This is a genomic window from Paenibacillus rubinfantis, assembly GCF_001486505.1.
Taxonomy (GTDB): Bacteria; Bacillota; Bacilli; order Paenibacillales; family Paenibacillaceae; genus Fontibacillus; species Fontibacillus rubinfantis.
This window is the reverse complement of the sequence record NZ_LN909065.1, coordinates 481048-499744: the sequence shown is the minus strand read 5'-3', so window position 1 is coordinate 499744 and position 18697 is coordinate 481048. Positions and strand designations below refer to the sequence as shown.

Below are 18697 nucleotides of genomic sequence, written 5' to 3'. Positions count from 1 at the left end.
TACATAGACGCGTCCAAGCTTGCAGCTGGATGCTGTACGAACGAGAGAGAGGAAGAGGCTTATATGGTCATATCGCTTCGCAAATGGCTGAGATCGGGGAAGTATTTGATCCTATTCGTTGCACTTGCGTATACTTTTTATAAGGCGTTGGGTCTTTTGGACGACTATGTATTCCACGAGGACAAGTACCGCGTTCCCGAAGGATCGGCGGTGAAGGTATTCCGGGAAGGTGTTCCGGGAAGCGCCGGGATGGAGACGATGGCGGATCGGCTCAAGCTGTTTTTTTGGTATGGAGAGTAGTCCGTCGCCAAGAGCAGCAGGGATTTCCCGTCACGATGTGGAAGTAGTAGACAGAGTCGATGGCGAACATACATGGTATTCGACAACCTAGAAAGGAGGCGCAACGCATGGAACGGGATGCGGCCTCTTTTATTTCATTTTTAGCCGGGCAGCGGGGGTTAAGCGAAGCGACTCGGGAATCCTATGCGCGGGATCTGAAGCAGTACATAACTTATTTGCAGGACAAGCAGATCAACGATTATCGCCAAGTGACTCGTGCGGGGATTCTACTCTATTTCGCTCATCTGAAAGAACGCGGCAAAGCTCCGGCAACGATTCAGCGTGTATCCGTGACCCTTCGCGCTTTTTTTCAGTATTTGCTGCGGGAGCGGCGGATTGACCAGGATCCCTTTGTGATGCTGGAGGTGCCGAAAGTTGAAAAAAAACCGCCGCAAGCGCTGACCGTTGAGGAAATCGAACGGTTGCTCGACACACCGAAACCCGATACACCGCTGGGTCTGCGGGATAAAGCGATGCTGGAGCTGCTTTATGCGACCGGTATCCGCGTCTCTGAGCTGATCTCGCTGAATCAAGATGACGTGAACTTAGAGCTCCATTTTCTCCGCTGCTCCGGCGAGCGGGGGAAAGAGCGGATCATCCCGTTTGGCGGCGTCACGGCGGAATGGTTGGACCGATATTTACGGGAAGGACGTCTCCATATGGTCGTGGGCGAGGATGACAATCCCGCCTTGTTTCCGAATCGCCGGGGAGGACGGATTAGCCGCCAAGGCTTCTGGAAAGTGATCAAAAAGTACGGCCAGGAGGCCGGGATTTCGAGCGACATCACGCCGCATACGCTGCGCCATTCCTTTGCCGTTCATCTCTTGGAGCGGGGGGCGGACGTCTGGTCGGTACAGGAGCTGCTGGGACACTCTGATGCCTCGACGATTCAAATGTACGTTAACCGTTCGCGGTCTAATCTCAAAACGGTTTACGATGCCTTCCATCCGCGAGCTAAACGCGAGCCGGAAGCACCGAAAGCCGCGGAGGAAGCATTACCGAAAGACAGGCAGAATGTTTTCCCTTCAGGCAAGGGATAACTATAGCTGCATAGATTAAAGGAGTGATAGAAGATGCAAAACGGAATTCGTTTTAGAAAAATGACCGTCATCGTTCTCGACAGCGTGGGGATCGGCGAGCTGCCGGACGCTAAAAACTTCGGCGACGAGGGTGCACATACGCTAGGCCATATTCTGCAAACCGTACCCGGTACAAAGCTGCCGAACCTGCAAAAATTAGGACTTGGCAATATCGCGGATCTGCCGAATTTGAGCCCGGTGGACGAGCCTACCGCTTTCTTCGGTAAAATGGCTGAAATCTCTTCCGGCAAGGATACGATGACCGGCCATTGGGAGCTGATGGGGCTGAAGATCGAAACGCCGTTCCAAACCTATCCGAACGGGTTTCCACGCGATTTGATCGCTCGCTTCGAACAGGAAACGGGGCGGAAAATCATCGGCAACAAGCCGGCTTCCGGGACGGAGATTCTCGTGGAGCTTGGGGAAGAGCATATGAAAACCGGCAATTGGATCGTATATACCTCGGCGGACAGCGTGTTCCAAATCGCCGCCCATGAAGAGGTTATTCCGCTGCCTGAATTGTATCGCGCCTGTGAAATCGCACGTCGGCTGACGCTTGAGCCGGAGCACTCCGTTGGACGTGTCATCGCCCGTCCGTTTGTTGGTCAGCCGGGCAACTTCCAACGCACGCCAAACCGCCATGATTACGCGGTGAAGCCGCCGGAACCTACGGTGCTGAATGCGCTGAAGAATGCCGGTAAAGACGTTGTCGCTGTCGGGAAAATCGGCGATATTTTCTCTGGGGAAGGCATTACTTCGTCGCATCCGACGAAGAGTAACCAGCACGGGATCGAGGAAACGCTGCAGCGGATCGGCCAGGATTTCTCCGGCTTGCTGTTTACGAATCTTGTTGATTTCGATTCCCTCTACGGACATCGCCGTGACCCGCAAGGTTACGCCCGCGCGTTAGAGGAATTTGATGTGGCGCTGCCGGATCTGCTGAAGAACGTAGGCGAAAACGACCTTCTGGTCATTACCGCCGATCACGGCAACGATCCGATTCATGCCGGAACGGACCATACGCGTGAGTACGTGCCGCTGCTTGTTTACGGGCCAAGCCTGAACAAGCCGGGCAGCCTGGGCGTCAGAGCCACGTATGCCGATTTGGCGGCGACGATCGCCGACAATTTCGGGGTGCATGCCACCGAACACGGCAAAAGCTTCTTAAACGAACTCATTTAAGAAAGGGAGTTCAAGTAAGGTGAGCGAGATTTATTTTATATTTTGGAGGACTTCGAGATGACAACGACATTAACCATTGGCATGATCCGGGAAGCGGCGGAATATATCCGTTCCCGGTCGGCGCTTACGCCGAAGGTAGGATTAATTCTGGGCTCCGGATTAGGCGTATTGGCCGATCATATCGAGCAACCGGTCAGCATCGACTACCGCGATATCCCGTTCTTCCCGCAGTCGACGGTGGAAGGCCACGCGGGCGAGCTATTGATCGGAACGGTGCAAGGCACGCCGGTCGTGCTGATGAAGGGACGTTTCCATATGTACGAAGGGTACGGGCCGGAGATGACTGCATTCCCGGTTCGTGTGATGAAAGAGTTGGGCGTAACGACGCTGCTGGTCACGAACGCAGCGGGCGGGGTAAATACGTCCTATGAGCCGGGGGATTTAATGCTGATTTCCGACCATCTGAACCTGACAGGCAGAAATCCTTTGGTTGGACCTAACGACAACGAGCTCGGAGCCCGCTTCCCGGACATGTCCCAGGCGTACAGCCGCCGGTTGCGCGAAATTGCCCGGAAGGTTGCTGCGGATAAAGGGGTTCCTTTGCAAGAGGGCGTCTATGCCGGCTTGCTTGGCCCAACCTATGAGACCCCGGCAGAAATCCGTATGCTGCGAACGCTAGGCGCTGACGCGGTGGGTATGTCCACGGTCTCCGAAACGATCGTGGCGCGTCATGCGGGGATTGAGGTGCTGGGCATCTCCTGCATCAGCAACATGGCTTCTGGCATTTTGGATCAGCCGTTGTCCCATGAAGAGGTTATGGAAACAACCGAGCGCGTGCGCGAGAAGTTTTTGAGCCTTGTTTTGTCTATTATTCCGCAAATCGGCGAAGCCTAAGGAACGGGGGTAAGGAGCGATGAGAGCGGTAGATCTGATCCGTAAAAAAAGGGATGGCCAGGAGCTCACGAGGGAAGAGATCGACTTCTTGGTGAAAGGGTACAGCGAAGGGCAGATCCCCGACTACCAAATGTCGGCTTGGGCGATGGCCGTGTTTTACCAAGGGATGAGCGCCCGGGAAACGGCCGATCTGACGATGGCGATGGCCGGTTCCGGCGATACGATCGACCTCAGCTCCATTCACGGCATCAAGGTCGACAAGCATTCTACCGGCGGCGTCGGCGATAAAACGACCGTCGTACTGGGGCCGCTCGTGGCAGCGGCTGGCGTGCCGGTGGCGAAGATGTCGGGCCGGGGCCTAGGCCATACCGGCGGGACGATCGACAAGCTGGAAGCGATCTCCGGTTTCTCCGTGGAGCTTGAGAAAGAGCAGTTCTTCCGTCAGGTAAACGAAATCGGACTGGCGGTTGTGGGCCAAAGCGGCAATATGACGCCGGCCGACAAGAAGCTGTATTCGCTGCGGGACGTGACCGCCACGGTGGACTCCATCCCGTTGATCGCCAGCAGCGTCATGAGCAAGAAGATCGCCGCCGGTGCGGATGCCATCGTGCTGGACGTCAAGACCGGCAGCGGCGCGTTTATGAAGACGCTGGAGGATTCGATTCGCCTGGCCAAGGCCATGGTTGATATCGGCACCCAGGTCGGTCGCCGCACAGTTGCTGTGATCAGCGACATGGATCAGCCGCTGGGTCACGCGATCGGCAATGCGCTGGAGATTCAGGAAGCCGTCGCCACGCTGCGAGGCGAAGGTCCGGCTGACCTTGAGGAGGTCTGCCTGATCCTGGCGTCGCATATGCTGATTCTCGGCGGCAAGGCGGCGAGCGAAGAAGAGGCGCATGCCCTGCTGACCGCTCAGATCGACAGCGGCAAAGCGCTGGAGAAGCTGAAGCAGATGGTGGCTGCGCAGGGCGGGAATACGGAGCAGATCGACCATCCGGAGCTGCTGCCAACCGCGGAGCTGAAGGTAGACGTGAAGGCCCGCGCGGGCGGATTCGTCGAATCGATTCAGGCCGAGGAGATCGGCATCGCTGCCATGATGCTGGGAGCCGGCCGGGAAACGAAGGAATCCGTCATCGACCTGGCCGCCGGCGTGGAGCTGCGCAAGAAAATCGGCGATCCGGTTGAGGTTGGCGAGACGCTGGCCGTGCTGCATCTGAACCGCAGCCATGAAGGGGGCCGCGCGGAAGCGGAGCAGCGGATCTTAAACGCCTACGGCATCTCCGGGACGAAGGTGCCGAGACGACCGCTGGTGTTTGCGTTGGTGACGCCGGACGGCGTCAAGCGGTTCTGAGCCTAGATAGACCTGACGAAATAGCGGTATAAAATGGCCTTAATAAATTGGGAAAAAAGTTCCTCTATTTTCAAACAAACTCCCAACATCGACAAAATAAGGCCTAAAACTTCTCTTATTCCATAACGTTGTGGCATCCAACGCCGCGAAATGCAAACGCCGAAAGGCGTTTTTTCTTTTTCTAAGGAATATTATCCCGCTTTCATGCCGATACTAGGTTAGCAGAATCCAGACTTATGTCTAAAGGAGGATCAATCTTGAAAAGACGGGTGTTGATCTGGTTTGCCGCGTTCGTTCTGGCCGTGTCGGTATGGCCGACTTACACCAGCGCGGAGCATGGCGGACCGCATGTCGGGGATGATGAAATCGCGTTGGCGGATAATGCGCTGTCCGCCGTTTTGATCGATGCCGATACGGGGACGATCATTTACGAGAAAAAGAGTCACGAAAAGCTGCCACCGGCCAGCATCACCAAGATTATGACGATGCTGCTGACGATGGAAGCCATCGATAACGGCACGTTAAAGCTGACCGATAAGGTGACGGCCAGCGAGTATGCGGCCTCCATGGGCGGATCGCAGATCTTTCTGGAGCCGGGGGAATCGATGACGGTCGATGAGATGCTGAAAGGCGTTGCCATGGCTTCCGGGAACGACGCGTCTGTTGCGCTGGCCGAGAAGATCGCCGGCTCCGAAAAAGCGTTTGTGAAAATGATGAATGAACGCGCCCAGCAGCTCGGGATGAAGGACACGCATTTTGCCAACTGCAACGGCTTGCCCGTCGCGGACCATTACAGCTCCGCACACGATATTGCCGTCATGAGTCGTGAGTTGCTCAAGCATGAAGGGATTACGAAATACACCGGTGCTTATCAAGATTATTTGCGGCAGGGAACGGAGAAGCCGTTCTGGCTCGTCAATACAAACAAGCTGGTCCGCTTCTACAGCGGGGCCGACGGCCTGAAAACCGGCTATACGTCGGAAGCGAAGTTCTGCTTGGCCGCCACCGCGAAACGCGACGGGCTGCGCCTGATCGCCGTGGTGCTTGGGGAGCCTAACACCAAGACGCGGAACAGCGAAGTGTCGGCCATGTTCGATTATGCCTTCTCGCAATACGCGCTGCTGCCGATTTATCAAGCGGGGGAAACGATTGGCAAGGTGAAGGTGCAGAAGGGGATGCGCGCCCAACTGGAGTTGGCGACGTCCAAGCCGTTGAACGTGCTGGTGAAAAAAGGCGCCAAACCGGACAGCATCACACACAAGCTGATCGCACCGGAAAAACTCGCCGCTCCGATCAAGGCCGGCCAATCCGTCGGCAAACTGGTGGTCTATCAAGACGGCCGCGTGCTGACCGAATTTGAGCTGACCGCACCAAGCGACATCGATAAAGCCGGTTGGTGGACGTTGTTTAAGCGGACGGCCGCACACTTGTTTTTTGTAGATTCATAGGGCTTTTCTTCTAGTTTTGTCACTCGGCAGGAATCCGGACCGAAATCGTAGAATTGTTGTGTTCATGTCAGGGAGGAGAGTGAACAGACGTGAATTTGCAAGTGGAAATGGAAAAACACCGCGAGACGTTAGTCGTACGCTTGAGCGGGGAATTGGACCATCATACGGCGGACGACGTCCGCATGCGGATGGATGAAGAAATCGCCCGCGGGAACTGCCGCAATCTCGTATTAAGCCTGAAATCGCTGCAGTTTATGGATAGCTCCGGCATCGGGGTCATCCTCGGAAGATATAAGCTGATCAAGCAAAAAGGCGGAAAGATGGTCGTATGCGACGTCAATCCGCCGGTTTACCGGCTGCTGGAAATGTCGGGATTGTTTAAGATCATGTCCATCTTCGAAAACGAGGATATGGCGCTGACGGACCTGGAGGTGGCCCTGTGAATACCAACGCGAATCAAACCGGAAATTTCATGTCGCTGAAGTTTGCCGCGAAGTCCGAAAACGAATCATTTGCCCGGGTAACCGTTGCGGCCTTCGTCTCCCAATTGGATCCGACGATGGATGAGATCACCGATTTGAAGACGGTGGTGTCCGAGGCGGTCACGAATTCCATTATCCACGGATACGATGGGAACCCGGAGGGGGTCGTTTCGATCTCCGCCGAGATTGAAGGGGATACGGTGACCTTGATTATCGAGGATCAAGGCCGCGGGATCGAGGACGTGGAGTTGGCGAAACAGCCGCTTTATACGTCGAAACCGGAGCTGGAGCGCTCGGGGATGGGCTTTACGATCATGGAAAATTTCATGGACGAATTCGATGTGATCAGCGAGATGGGCGGAGGCACGCGCATTCGGATGAAGAAGAGGATTGTATCCAAGAAAGCTTTATACAATTAGGGGTTGGATCTATGGATGCCGAAGTGAAGCAAATCTCGAGAGAGTTTTTGGACGACACGGAAGTGAAACGGTTGATCGCCCTGAGTCAATCCGGGGACAACGCTGCCAGAGACCGGCTGGTGAACTGCAACATTCGGCTTGTTTGGTCCGTCGTGCAGCGGTTTATGAATCGGGGATACGAGCCCGAGGATTTGTTTCAAATCGGCTGTATCGGCCTGCTCAAGTCGGTGGACAAGTTTGATCTCAGCTATGATGTGAAGTTTTCTACGTATGCGGTGCCGATGATTATCGGGGAAATCCAGCGTTTCCTGCGCGACGACGGGACGCTGAAGGTCAGCCGTTCGTTGAAAGAAATGGCGAACAAGGTTCGCAAGAAGAAGGATGAATTGTCCAAGCTGCTGGGCCGGCTTCCGACGGTTAAGGAAGTTGCCGAGGAGCTGGGGGTTACGCCCGAGGATGTGGTGTTTGCCCAAGAAGCGAACAAGCCGCCGGCGTCGATTCACGAGACCGTATTTGAAAATGACGGCGACCCCATCACGCTGATGGATCAAATCGCCGATGAATCCCAGGAGCGTTGGTTCGACAAGCTGGCGCTTCACGAAGCGATCGGCGGCTTGACCGACCGGGAGCGTCTGATCGTATACCTAAGGTACTACCGCGACCAGACCCAGTCGGAAGTAGCGACCCGGCTCGGCATCTCCCAGGTTCAGGTGTCGAGGCTGGAGAAGAAAATATTGCAGAGCATTCGCGACCAGATCGCGCAATGACCTGTCATGCACGCCCCTTTGGGCAGCGCTAGCCTTCATACGGCACGCTGAACCCGGAGGGGTTTTTGCATGGATGAGCATTTAGACCCTTCATGTACTGCGCACAAAATTCGGCTTGGTTTTTCGGCAACGCAACCAACAACTTGCTCGGCCCGTTCCGTCCGTACCGTATCGCCAGCTATAATAGCTACTAAAATCAAGGCGGCGGATGGAAGGTGGGAGAGCCATGGGTCTGAATGCACTTAACGAACGGGTGAAGCGGGATCTTGCTTACCTGAATTATGGAGCGGCAGGCTGGGTGCCGCCACGAACTTCCGCGGAGGGGCATATCTATGATGTGGTGATCGTGGGAGGCGGACAGAGCGGACTTGGCGCCGCCTTCGGATTGATGCGCGAGCGGATCCCCAATCTTCTGGTTATCGACGAAAATCCAAAGGGGCGGGAAGGCCCTTGGGATACCTACGCCCGGATGGTCACACTGCGTACTCCCAAAGGGTTGACCTCTATCGATTTAGGGATTCCCTCCCTCACTTTTCGCGCCTGGTGGGAAGCGTTGTACGGGGCATCTGCGTGGGAGGCGCTAGACAAAATTCCACGCGGCGCGTGGATGGACTATTTGCGCTGGTATCGTAAGGTGCTGGAGCTTCCGGTTGTAAATGAAACAAAGCTTACGTTAATCGAGCCGGTAGAGCAAGGTCTCTATCGCCTGCATCTGGAGGGGCCGGGAGCGCCAGGAGCCCATCTGCTGGCTCGCAAGGTAGTATTGGCAACCGGGATTCAAGGCGGCGGCAGATGGCATGTTCCGCCGATGATCGAGGACCGCCTGCCGCGAAGCTTATATGCCCATACCTCGGAAGCGATCGATTTTACTAGCTTACAGGGGAAAAGATTGGCTATCCTCGGCGGAGGCGCATCCGCTTTTGATAATGCCAACCATGCGTTAGCAGAAGGTGCGGCGGAAGCGCATGTCTTCGTCCGGCGCGACAAGCTGCCCAGCGTCAACCCGATCCGCCAGATGGAGGGCTCGGGAATGATCGAGCGGTTCCATACGCTGACTGATGCGGAGAAATATCGTGTAATCTCGCATTTTTTCCAAACGAATCAGCCGCCAACGGCCGATATGTTCGAGCGTGCGGCAGCTTGGCCGGGGTTCGTTCTGCATCTCGGTTCGCCTTGGTTGGATGTCGAAGCTTCCGAGGGAAGGATAACCGTAACAACACCGCATGGCCGCGAGATCTTCGACTTCCTCATCGTCAGCACCGGTCTGATCAGCGACCCGGCGCTGCGGCCGGAGCTGAGACTGCTGGAACGCCATATCAAGCGCTGGGGCGACGTATATGCTCCGCCGATCGGGAAGGAGAACGCGCTGCTGGACCAGCATCCCTATCTAAGTCCGGGGTTCGCGATGCGACCAAGGAATGAGGAAGGGGAAGCAATCCTGCATGGGCTGTTCGTCTTTAATTACTCGGCGTTAGCCTCTTGCGGCTTGTCTGCTTCGGCGATATCGGGAACCCGCAACGCCATCCCTAAACTGGTGGCCGGTATTGCGGATCAGCTGTTTACCGATGACAAGCCGGCAATACTGGACGCCTACTTTAACTATGACACGCCGGAGTTTACCGTGACCTGGCGTCCGGCAGCGGCACCAGCGAAAGCTCAATCCTAGTAGCTTGGATACAAAGCATAAGGCCGCAGGGGCAAACTCCCTGCGGCCTTTCGTATCGTGAACGGGCGGGCTTAGACATAATGTTGGAGTACCAGCCCACCGTAGATGAACGCCGCCACGATGACGAGGGCGGGGTGGATTTTGCGGCGCTCCATCGCCCAAAACGCGATGACTGCGATCCCCAGCGTCTGCCAGATGCCGATGACGGTGAAGGGCTCTTTGGCCATCTGCCAGGTTAACGTGACCATCATGACCGCAATCACCGGCTGCACCAGCAAGGTCATGCCTTTGACGACGTTGGACTGGCGGTATTTGGCGAGCATGCGGAGCAGCAGGATGAGCCCTGCCGCTGAGGGCAGCACGGTGGCTAGCAATGCCAGTCCAAGCCCGACCCAACCGCCGACCTCGAAGCCGACGTAGGCGGCGATTTTGGTGGCGATGGGTCCGGGCAAGGCGTTACCCAATGCGAGCATGTTGGAGAACTCCGCATCGGACAGCCAGTGATAATGGGGAACAATCTCCTCGTACATCAGGGGGATGGAGGAAGGCCCTCCGCCGTAGCCAAGCAGATTGGCAATCAGGAAGCCGAGCAGCAATTCCAGCCAGTTAATCAAGGGGAACCCCCTTCCTGATCCTGCTTCCGTTGCGGGTCCTGTTTCCTGCGCAGGCGGGCAACCGCTTGAAAGTGGACGGCACCGTATCCGAGGAACAATACGATGACCAGTGCCGGATGTACCTGGAATACCTCCAGCAGCAGCAGGGCCAGCAGCATGAACAGGATGCCGGCGGTGATACCGAGGCCCTTGATCCCTTTTTTCGCGAATTCATAGGCCATGACCCCCAGCATAACGGCGATAACGGGGGAAACGCCGGCGATCATCCCTTGGACGACACGGGAACCGGCCAGAAAATTCACGGCGGATAACAGCAGGAGCATCGCCAGGACGCTAGGGAAGATGTGCATAACAACAGAGTATACCGCTCCCCAGGCTCCTCTGCGTTTGTAGCCGAGGTAGGCGGCCATCTTTGTGGCGATCGGTCCAGGCAAGGCGTTGGCCAAGGCGAGGATTTCACCAAATTCCTCGTCGCTGAGCCAATGATAACGCTTGACGGCATCATGCCGGATCAAGGGGATGACGGAAGGCCCGCCGCCGTATCCCAACACCCCGGTTCGGGCCATGGACACGCCGAGGTCCAGGTAATCTCTTTGACGCGGTTTCACGCGGTTCCCTCCTTTGTAGGTTTAAGTTACCCGATTTTGCTCATTCCTAGAAATACCACACAATCTCATTATAGGGGGTAACGGACGCCAGACGGCATAAAATTGTGCAGCGCACACAAATGTCGTCACCGGTGAACCGAGGATCGCCCTCCTGCGTTGACTTGCCGGAGGACGTGGGGTTAAATGGCAGTAATTTCATGGGAGGGGATGCCGATGAGCAAGCAGCCGAGTTACGGCACGCAATCGATGGTCGTCAGCCCGCATCACCTGGCTTCGGCGGCGGGAGCCCGCATGCTGGAACGGGGCGGAAACGCCTTTGATGCCGCGGTTGCCGTTAGCGCAGCGCTGGCTGTGGTCTATCCGCACATGACGGGGCTGGGGGGCGATGCGTTTTGGCTTTGCTATAGCGCCGAGGAAGAGCGAGTTCGAGCTTATAACGGGAGCGGCCGTTCCGGTGGGGAGGTTCTCCTGACGTGTTATGAAGGCGAATCCGAGATTCCGCGCCGGGGTGCGCGGGCGGCGATTACGGTTCCCGGGATGGCGGACAGCTGGGAGGCCGTGCAAAGCCGATACGGGCGATTAACGCTTGCGGATGCGCTGGAGAGTGCGATCGGTTATGCGGCGGAAGGATTTCCGATGTCGCCGGACCAGCATCGGAACACGCTGCGGGTCGGTTCCGCGTTATCCGGTGAGGCGGTCCCCATTTATATTCCGGGAGGAAGGATGCCCCAGCCCGGTGACCATTTCATCCAACCGGATTTGGCTCGCTCGCTGTCGCTTTTGGCGGCAGGTGGCCGGGATGTTTTTTATCAGGGGGAGATCGCCGAGAGGATCTGCGGCGGGCTGGCGAGGTCGGGAGGTTACTTGCAGCCGGCGGACTTCGCGGAGCATCGCGGCTTGTGGTGCGAGCCGGTATCCACAACCTATCACGGCTACACGATGTATCAGGTACCGCCCAATTCACAGGGCTTCACTGCCTTGATGACGCTGAATATTCTGGAATATTTCGATTTTGGAGCTGTGCCCCATGGTTCCTACGCGTATTATCATTTGCTGATTGAAGCGATTAAAGCAAGCTTCCGGGACCGCGATGCGGTGCTCACTGATCCGGAATTTGCCGAGATCCCTTTGGAGGTTCTGCTGGACAAAAAGTATGCGGCCCGCTTGGCCGCTTCCATCTCATTTGATAAGGCTTCTTCGGTGACTAGCCAGCCGGTTGGACGGGATACGGCTTATGCGGCGGTGGTTGATTCCGAAGGCAATGCCGTTTCGTTTATCCAAAGCCTCTATTTCGAATTCGGCGCGGGGATCGCTCCGGGTGGAACCGGGATCCTCCTGCAGAACCGGGGCTCGTTTTTTTCGCTGAACCCGAGCGCCATCAATCGGCTGGCTCCCCGCAAACGCACGTTCCACACGTTGATGCCGGCGCTTGCGATGCGAAACGGAAAACCCGCGATTCTTTATGGTACGCAAGGCGGGGAGGGCCAGCCGCAAACGCAAACGCTGCTGCTAACCCGCCTGCTGCATTACGGGATGAATCCGCAAGAAGCGGTTGACCAGCCCCGGTTCGTCTGGGGGCGAACCTGGGGCGAGCCAACCGAAGCACTGACGGTGGAAAGAAGGGTGGGGCCGGAGGTGTTGGCTGCCCTCGCCGCTGCCGGTCATCAGGTGCGGACAGCTGCGGATTATGACGGACTGGCCGGCCATGCCCATGTCATCGTAATCGATGAGAACGGCAGAAAGTACGGCGGAACCGACCCGCGCTGCGACGGAGCGGCGATTGGCCGGTAGCAGGGCCATTTGTTAGTCTGGGACATAGACGAGGGCGAAAATGGATTAGGAGGGAGAAGGATGGGCCAAAACAACAAATACGGGGCTTACATGAATCCGGACCTGGTGATTCGCCCGACGAGCCGCGGAATGCTGGACGGAACTACGTTTGCCGTGAAGGATGTGATCGCTATACGTGGGCATGTATCGTCGGCAGGCAATCCCGCCTGGCTTCGCAGTCACCAGCCGGCTGAGGAGCATGCGGAAGCGGTGCAACGGCTGCTTGCGGCCGGGGCGGAGCTTCGGGGGGTAACGCATACGGACGAACTGATGTACAGCCTCGGCGGTGAAAACATCCATTACGGCACCCCGATCAATCCGCGAGCCCGGGGAAGGATCCCCGGCGGTTCGTCCAGTGGCTCGGCGGTCGCGGTTGCATCGAACAGCGTCGATTTCGCTCTGGGCACCGATACGGGCGGCTCGGTTCGCGTGCCGGCGTCCTACTGCGGCATCTACGGGTTCCGCCCAAGTCATGGGGCCGTCGATATGCGAGGCGTGATCCCGCTGGCACCGCGCTTTGATACGATTGGCTGGATGGCGCGTTCGCCCGAGCTGCTGCTGCGCGTCGGGGAGGTTCTGCTCGCCTCCGCGAAAACTGCGGAAGCGGAAGATGCCGGCCGGAGCGTCCCTAGGCTGTTGCTGGCTAAGGAGGCCTGGGCCCTAATCGATCCATCCTGCGGAGATCGGTGGTCAGAGCCGCTTTGTTCCCTTCAGGCGGGGGCTGCCGCCACCGTGGAGATCAGCGTGGCGGAGGAAGGGCTGGAAGCTTGGAAGGAAGCGTTCCGCGTGCTGCAGGCCAGCCAAATTTGGGCCACCCATGGGGCTTGGATCCGCGAGGCAAACCCGGCATTTGGCCCTGACATTGCCGCCAGATTCGCCATTGCGGAGCAAATGGCGGGTCAAGATCATTCCCGCGCCGAAGCGCTGCAACACTCGATCGTACGGCGTCTTTACGATCTGCTAGGGGATGACGGGGTTCTGGTCATTCCTACAGTGCCCGGGGGCGCTCCGCTTGCTGGCGGAAAAGGGGAGGAGTTGGAGCGTAACCGAAACGGAGCGCTTACCCTCTGCTGCATTGCTGGGTTAGCCGGGCTTCCGCAGGTGACGCTACCTGTGGAGGGACCAGAGGGATTGCCGCTTGGATTATCCGTGATCGCCGGGCCAGGACGGGATTTGCGGCTGCTTGCCTGGATCAACCAAGTATGGAAAACCGTTCGGCTTTCATAAATGGCGTTACGAATTTGGCTGCCTGATGATCCTTGTCAGGTGGCCTTTTTGTATCTTTTGTAGCTTATGAAAGATTCAGGATAGGAGTATGTAATATATATGTAATAAAACATATCATTAATAAGCCCAAATTTGTTTTTTCTCCTTTTCAAAACAAGCTATTGTGATTATAATGTTACATAATATAACACGAAGTTAGGTCGCCACAAACTAGGACGGTAGGGAGGGGTCGGTATGCATCTGACGGTAGAAGAGGCGTTATCGGTATACCCATTATCGGAAGCCAGGCTGATTGCCGGCTCCAAAGGCACGAAACGGATCGTCAAATCGATTAACGTGATGGATGCGCCGGATATCTCGGATTGGATCAAAGAAGGCGAGATGCTGCTGACGACGGCGTATTTGATCAAGGATGAGCCGGAGCAGGCGTCTTCTTTGCTCCATAAGCTGAACCGCCGGGGTTCGTCAGGGCTAGGGATTAAGCTGGGGCGGTTTTGGGACGCGGTACCTGAGCGGCTCATTGCCGAAGCGGATGAACTAGGTTTTCCGTTGATCGAGCTTCCGTTTCAGTTTACCTTCTCCGATCAAATGAACGGCTTGTTCCGGGCGGAGCTCTCGCGCAGCACTGGGGCGCTGCAAAGCGTGCTGGAGAAGCAGCGGCGGCTGATGAGCCTCGCGCTGCAATCGGTGCGCAGCCGAGCGCTGCTTGAAGCCGTGTCCGATTGCATCGGCCGCTCGTTAGCTGTCGTCGGACGGCGGGGCGAGCTGCTGTTTAACAACTCAGATGTGGTGGAGAAGGAGCTGCTGGCCGGCTGGCCCTGGACCACGAAACGCCGCAAAGTCCGGATCGGCGAAGCTTCGGCGTACCGCCTTCCTCTGGTGCAAGGGGAGGAAACGGTTGGTTTTCTCGTGTTCTGTCCGATCGATCCGCTGGTGTTGCCGGTGGAGGAGAGCTTATTCGTGCAAGGAGCGGAGCTTATTGCTCACCATATACGGACGGGAAGCGGGGAGGATTTTGAGCAGGAGATGCATCGGGATTTCGCCCGTCTGTTCCGCCGTTGTTTAAAAGGAGACTTCTCCGCCGCAGAGCTCGTTAAAGCGGCGGAAAACGTAAGCCCCGGTCTGCTTCAGGCTCCGTTTCACCTAGTTCTCACCGACGTTCCCGATGCCGGTGAGCTTCGGCCCCATGAGTTGACGCGGATGAAGGAGGAGTACGGGCGGCATCCAGAGCTGGCTAAACTCAACTCTTTTCACCTCATGGTAGATGAAGGACTGCTATCGTTGTATTCCGGGGTTCGGATGTCACCGGAACGGTTAGGCGGTTATATCGAATACTGCTTGGGAGTGGCGGGGAGCCGGGAAACGGGAGATCCGCTTGCGGTAGTGGGAGGCCGGAAGTGCAAGCCGGAGGATCTTCGCGAAGCTTACCAGGAAACGAAGGAAGCGATGCGGCTGAAGCCGTATTGGCCCCCGGGTCGGCAGGCGGCTTATTTCCGGGATTTGGAGCTGGCTATGGTGCTGCGGCATGTGCCTGCTGAATTGATGCGGAAGTACAGCAGCCGCACGCTTGCCGGATTGTTATGCCGGGAACCGGAGTACGTTCGAGAGATGCTGGCCACGTTGGAGGCGTACCTGGACAATGACGGCCACATCAACGATACGGCGAAAAAATTGTTCATTCACCGCAACACGGCTACGTATCGAATGGAGAAGTTGAGCGAGCTGCTGGACGTGGATTTTAAGAGAACCGACGATTTGCTGAGGTTACGTCTGGCGTTCCTGTTCCGTCACATGCTGGAGCAGGGGGAAGTGTCATGAGTATGTACGAGATCTGCGCCTTTGTCGCTAACGATGACGGGCCTGCGGTGCTGGCTACCTTGATTGCTGCAGAAGGGCATTCTTACCGTAAGCCGGGGGCAGCGATGCTCTTCTATCCGAGCGGGACTCTCGGCAGTCTCAGCCCGGGCTGCTTGGAGAGCGATTTGAGCCTGCAGGCTGAAGCGGTATGGGAAACCGCCCGGACCGCATCGGTGGAGTATGATATGCGGACGCCGGACGATGTAGGCTGGGGCGAGGCCGTCGGCTGCGGAGGGAGGATCACGGTTGTGCTGGAGCCGGTGATCGGAGAGCTGCGAGATCTGCTGCGGCAGGCTAAGCGGCGTATGGATGCCGGGCAAAGCTTGGTGCTGCGGCGCATCCGACAAGCGCGGGGATACACTTACGCTTACCGGCTTGAAGAGGGGGAGTGGTTGCAGCAGAAGACCGAGGGGGAGTTGTTCGCCACGCCGCTGGTTCCCATGCCGCGGCTGGTATTGTTCGGAGCCGGCAGCGACAGCGGTGCCATCGCAGAGTTGGCGGCACGTGCCGGCTTTCGCATCGCGGTCGCAGATTGGCGCGAAGCTCGGCTGCAGGGCGGATTTTCCGCGCAGGAAAGCGTGCTTTGCCCGCCGGGTGAGGCGCCTCGGCAGTTGGATATTTCCAACCGCGATTACGTGCTGATTTGCAGCCATTCGTTTCTGCGGGACCGCGATTTTCTCGAGCAGGTGCTTCCACGGCAACCACGCTATCTCGGCATTGTAGGGTCCAAGACGCGGATCGCCCGGTTGACCGAGGCCCTGGAATGGCCGGAAGGCTTATCCCTGCATGCGCCGGCGGGGTTAGCAATCGGAGGTGAAGGGCCTGAGGAAATCGCCGTCAGCATCGTTGCCGAGTTGATTCGGGAGAAGCGGGCGGTCATCCGTTCGCCGTGGCATGAAGGAGGATTTTACGATGAAGGTTTGCGGGATCTATCTGGCAGCGGGGAGAGGCAGTCGAATGGGCGGCTCCAAAATCTCGCGTGAGTTATCCCCGGGCGTGCCTTTGGGAAGCGCGGCGCTGCGCGAACTGGAACACAGCGGCGTTGCCCCATTAATCGTAGTCGTTCGGGCGGACGACCCGCTGGATTGGCTTCCGCCTGCTGCGAACCCTATCCTTCGCCGGACGGAAATTTGCTTCAATGCGGATCAGGGGATGTCCTTCTCGCTCCGCTGCGGGCTCAATGCCGCCATGTCATACCAACCGGATGCCGTCGTCATCGCTTTGGCCGATCAGCCTTTCGTGACGGCGGCTTTGTTTTCTCGGCTGCTGGAGACCTTTCACCGCTTCCCGGAGTTGGATTACGTAGCCTGCACTGACGGCGTGGACCGCATGGTCCCGGCCTTGTTCTCGCGAACGGTGTTTCCGGCCTTGCAGCGGCTGGAAGGGGACCGCGGGGCTGCGCGAATTTTACGCACTGCGGGATACAAAGGCCAAATCGTCGTCGAGCCGGAATCGCCTTCCTTCGCCAAAGACGTGGATACGGAAACGCAATTGCGGGATGTTCAGCTGGAATGGCAACGTCGAACAACGTGAAGTTAGATGACATAAACTTCATGAAAATCACGTGCATTCGTGCAATAGGCACAGAGAACCCCTGTACTTTTTAGGATGAAGCACAAACGTATGTTAACTAAATTTACACAGAAAGCCCTCCTTCGTATATTTAAAATCAAAATATATCAAGCGCAAGAAGATGGAGGAGGAGAACGATGAACAAAAGGGGTTTGTTAACCGGTTGGAGTCTGGTTCTGCTGCTTACTGCGACATTAAGTCTGGCGGGGTGCGGCAGCAATCCCGCAAGCAATGCGGGAAGCGGCAACGCAGGAGGGAATGCAAACGCGGCGTCGACGGAACCGGCGGCGTCCGAATCAAACGGAGATGCGAACGATGCAGGAAGCGCAACCGAGAAACCCAAGGTAGCGTTCGTGTATATCGGACCGCCGGGGGATGGCGGATATACTTACCAGCATGATCTGGGGCGCAAAGAGATGGAGAAGGAGCTCGGGATCACCGCGGATACGGTCGAGAACGTCCCGGAAGGGCCGGATGCGGAGCGGATTATTACGGAACTGGCGCAAAACCACGATATCGTCTTCACCACCAGCTTTGGCTACATGGATTACACCTTAAACGTGGCAGGCAAGTTCCCGGACGTTAAATTCGATCATGCTTCCGGCTACAAAACGGCTGAGAACATGGGGACTTATTTTGGCAAGAACTATGAAGCCAGTTACCTGACGGGTATCGCCGCGGGGAAGATGACAGAGAAGAACCACCTAGGTTATGTCGGTGCCTTCCCGATCAGTGAAGTCATTTATAACCTCAACGCTTTTACTTTAGGTGCATTGAGCGTTAACCCGGATATTCAAGTTGATGTTGTCTGGACAAATACCTGGTATGATCCGACCACGGAGCGCCAAGCGGCGATCAGTCTGCTCGATAAAGGGGCCGACGTACTGCTCGCGTATCAGGATTCGCCGGCGACGCTGCAGGCGGCTGCAGAACGAGGGGCGTATGCGGGCGGCAACGACTCGGACATGAAGAAGTACGCTCCGGATAACTATTTGACCAACCCGGTATGGAATTGGGGGCCGTATTATACCCAAACCGTCAAAGCGCTGATGGACGGGACTTGGACGAATGAGCAATATTCCGGCAGCATGGCCGATGGTATGGTCACGCTGGCGCCGTTCGGCAACAAGGTGCCCGAAGACGTACAGAAGCTGGTGCTGGAAGCTCAGGAGAAGATCATCAGCGGCGAATTGAACGTTTTTACCGGGCCGATCAAAGATAATGCGGGTAACGAGCAGGTGCCTGCCGGCAAATCGCTGACCCTGGATGAAGTGCTTGGGATGAACTGGCTGGCGGAAGGGGTTGTCGGTACGATTCCCAAGTAGGAAAAATACGTCGGGTGGGGCGGGGCTCGAGAGAGCA

Annotated in this window: 18 protein-coding genes; 16 read left to right on the top strand and 2 right to left on the bottom strand. The window is 57.0% G+C overall.

Annotation, left to right across the window (positions count from 1 at the left end):
• Window positions 1–63: 63 nt before the first annotated feature.
• From BN3277_RS13735 to BN3277_RS13690, 10 genes are all read left to right on the top strand, one after another.
• Window positions 64–300, top strand: coding sequence for a DUF4227 family protein (locus tag BN3277_RS13735; protein WP_059043537.1), 237 nt, complete (start codon window positions 64–66; stop codon window positions 298–300).
• Window positions 301–407: 107 nt separating this feature from the next.
• Window positions 408–1379, top strand: coding sequence for a site-specific tyrosine recombinase XerD (gene xerD, locus BN3277_RS13730; protein ID WP_059043536.1), 972 nt, complete (start codon window positions 408–410; stop codon window positions 1377–1379).
• A gap of 33 nt (window positions 1380–1412) precedes the next feature.
• Window positions 1413–2600, top strand: a complete 1188-nt coding sequence (deoB, locus tag BN3277_RS13725) for a phosphopentomutase (RefSeq protein ID WP_059043535.1) — start codon at window positions 1413–1415, stop codon at window positions 2598–2600.
• Window positions 2601–2657: 57 nt separating this feature from the next.
• The gene (locus BN3277_RS13720) at window positions 2658–3494 is read left to right on the top strand and encodes a purine-nucleoside phosphorylase (RefSeq protein ID WP_059043534.1); all 837 of its coding nucleotides are present in this window, start codon (window positions 2658–2660) and stop codon (window positions 3492–3494) included.
• A gap of 19 nt (window positions 3495–3513) precedes the next feature.
• Complete coding sequence (locus BN3277_RS13715; RefSeq protein WP_059043533.1) at window positions 3514–4845, top strand: pyrimidine-nucleoside phosphorylase; 1332 nt, start codon at window positions 3514–3516, stop codon at window positions 4843–4845.
• A gap of 257 nt (window positions 4846–5102) precedes the next feature.
• Window positions 5103–6293: a D-alanyl-D-alanine carboxypeptidase family protein gene (locus tag BN3277_RS13710; protein ID WP_059043532.1), complete on the top strand. Its 1191-nt coding sequence runs from the start codon at window positions 5103–5105 to the stop codon at window positions 6291–6293.
• A gap of 89 nt (window positions 6294–6382) precedes the next feature.
• Window positions 6383–6736 carry an anti-sigma F factor antagonist gene (spoIIAA, locus tag BN3277_RS13705; protein ID WP_059043531.1) on the top strand — a complete coding sequence of 118 codons (354 nt, stop codon included), beginning with the start codon at window positions 6383–6385 and terminating at the stop codon, window positions 6734–6736.
• Between the two features lie 29 nt (window positions 6737–6765).
• Window positions 6766–7194 carry an anti-sigma F factor gene (gene spoIIAB / locus BN3277_RS13700; RefSeq protein ID WP_059044801.1) on the top strand — a complete coding sequence of 143 codons (429 nt, stop codon included), beginning with the start codon at window positions 6766–6768 and terminating at the stop codon, window positions 7192–7194.
• A gap of 11 nt (window positions 7195–7205) precedes the next feature.
• Window positions 7206–7961: an RNA polymerase sporulation sigma factor SigF gene (sigF, locus tag BN3277_RS13695; RefSeq protein ID WP_059043530.1), complete on the top strand. Its 756-nt coding sequence runs from the start codon at window positions 7206–7208 to the stop codon at window positions 7959–7961.
• A 226-nt stretch (window positions 7962–8187) separates the two neighbouring features.
• Complete coding sequence (locus BN3277_RS13690) at window positions 8188–9627, top strand: flavin-containing monooxygenase (protein WP_059043529.1); 1440 nt, start codon at window positions 8188–8190, stop codon at window positions 9625–9627.
• Window positions 9628–9698: 71 nt separating this feature from the next.
• Here BN3277_RS13690 and BN3277_RS13685 read toward each other — a convergent pair whose 3' ends face one another.
• Together BN3277_RS13685 and BN3277_RS13680 are read right to left on the bottom strand one after the other, a co-directional pair.
• Window positions 9699–10241: a chromate efflux transporter ChrA gene (locus tag BN3277_RS13685; RefSeq protein ID WP_187380077.1), complete on the bottom strand. Its 543-nt coding sequence runs from the start codon at window positions 10239–10241 to the stop codon at window positions 9699–9701.
• The gene (locus BN3277_RS13680; RefSeq protein ID WP_262362873.1) at window positions 10238–10849 is read right to left on the bottom strand and encodes a chromate efflux transporter ChrB; all 612 of its coding nucleotides are present in this window, start codon (window positions 10847–10849) and stop codon (window positions 10238–10240) included. Before BN3277_RS13680 ends, BN3277_RS13685 begins: the two co-directional genes overlap by 4 nt.
• 213 nt (window positions 10850–11062) lie before the next feature.
• Between BN3277_RS13680 and ggt the strand changes: the two genes are divergently transcribed.
• From ggt to BN3277_RS13650, 6 genes are all read left to right on the top strand, one after another.
• Window positions 11063–12640 (top strand): gamma-glutamyltransferase, encoded by a 1578-nt coding sequence (gene ggt, locus BN3277_RS13675; protein ID WP_089153352.1) that lies wholly within the window; start codon window positions 11063–11065, stop codon window positions 12638–12640.
• A 60-nt stretch (window positions 12641–12700) separates the two neighbouring features.
• Window positions 12701–13906, top strand: a complete 1206-nt coding sequence (locus BN3277_RS13670) for an amidase (protein WP_059043528.1) — start codon at window positions 12701–12703, stop codon at window positions 13904–13906.
• A 234-nt stretch (window positions 13907–14140) separates the two neighbouring features.
• Window positions 14141–15724, top strand: coding sequence for a PucR family transcriptional regulator (locus tag BN3277_RS13665; protein WP_059043527.1), 1584 nt, complete (start codon window positions 14141–14143; stop codon window positions 15722–15724).
• Entirely contained in the window at window positions 15721–16746 is a 1026-nt protein-coding gene (locus tag BN3277_RS13660; protein WP_059043526.1) for an XdhC family protein, read from the top strand. Before BN3277_RS13665 ends, BN3277_RS13660 begins: the two co-directional genes overlap by 4 nt.
• The gene (locus BN3277_RS13655) at window positions 16676–17296 is read left to right on the top strand and encodes a nucleotidyltransferase family protein (protein WP_157688719.1); all 621 of its coding nucleotides are present in this window, start codon (window positions 16676–16678) and stop codon (window positions 17294–17296) included. The genes BN3277_RS13660 and BN3277_RS13655 overlap by 71 nt, the downstream gene beginning before the upstream one ends.
• 176 nt (window positions 17297–17472) lie before the next feature.
• The gene (locus BN3277_RS13650) at window positions 17473–18660 is read left to right on the top strand and encodes a BMP family ABC transporter substrate-binding protein (RefSeq protein ID WP_059043522.1); all 1188 of its coding nucleotides are present in this window, start codon (window positions 17473–17475) and stop codon (window positions 18658–18660) included.
• The last annotated feature ends 37 nt before the right edge of the window (window positions 18661–18697 follow it).

What these genes read in the sequence shown, in the direction of transcription:
- BN3277_RS13735 (WP_059043537.1), top strand. Translation starts at nt 64, where the DNA reads ATGGTCATATCGCTTCGCAAATGGCTGAGATCGGGGAAGTATTTGATC.
- xerD (WP_059043536.1), top strand. Translation starts at nt 408, where the DNA reads ATGGAACGGGATGCGGCCTCTTTTATTTCATTTTTAGCCGGGCAGCGG.
- deoB (WP_059043535.1), top strand. Translation starts at nt 1,413, where the DNA reads ATGCAAAACGGAATTCGTTTTAGAAAAATGACCGTCATCGTTCTCGAC.
- BN3277_RS13720 (WP_059043534.1), top strand. Translation starts at nt 2,658, where the DNA reads ATGACAACGACATTAACCATTGGCATGATCCGGGAAGCGGCGGAATAT.
- BN3277_RS13715 (WP_059043533.1), top strand. Translation starts at nt 3,514, where the DNA reads ATGAGAGCGGTAGATCTGATCCGTAAAAAAAGGGATGGCCAGGAGCTC.
- spoIIAB (WP_059044801.1), top strand. Translation starts at nt 6,766, where the DNA reads ATGTCGCTGAAGTTTGCCGCGAAGTCCGAAAACGAATCATTTGCCCGG.
- sigF (WP_059043530.1), top strand. Translation starts at nt 7,206, where the DNA reads ATGGATGCCGAAGTGAAGCAAATCTCGAGAGAGTTTTTGGACGACACG.
- BN3277_RS13690 (WP_059043529.1), top strand. Translation starts at nt 8,188, where the DNA reads ATGGGTCTGAATGCACTTAACGAACGGGTGAAGCGGGATCTTGCTTAC.
- ggt (WP_089153352.1), top strand. Translation starts at nt 11,063, where the DNA reads ATGAGCAAGCAGCCGAGTTACGGCACGCAATCGATGGTCGTCAGCCCG.
- BN3277_RS13670 (WP_059043528.1), top strand. Translation starts at nt 12,701, where the DNA reads ATGGGCCAAAACAACAAATACGGGGCTTACATGAATCCGGACCTGGTG.
- BN3277_RS13665 (WP_059043527.1), top strand. Translation starts at nt 14,141, where the DNA reads ATGCATCTGACGGTAGAAGAGGCGTTATCGGTATACCCATTATCGGAA.
- BN3277_RS13660 (WP_059043526.1), top strand. Translation starts at nt 15,721, where the DNA reads ATGAGTATGTACGAGATCTGCGCCTTTGTCGCTAACGATGACGGGCCT.
- BN3277_RS13655 (WP_157688719.1), top strand. Translation starts at nt 16,676, where the DNA reads ATGAAGGTTTGCGGGATCTATCTGGCAGCGGGGAGAGGCAGTCGAATG.
- BN3277_RS13650 (WP_059043522.1), top strand. Translation starts at nt 17,473, where the DNA reads ATGAACAAAAGGGGTTTGTTAACCGGTTGGAGTCTGGTTCTGCTGCTT.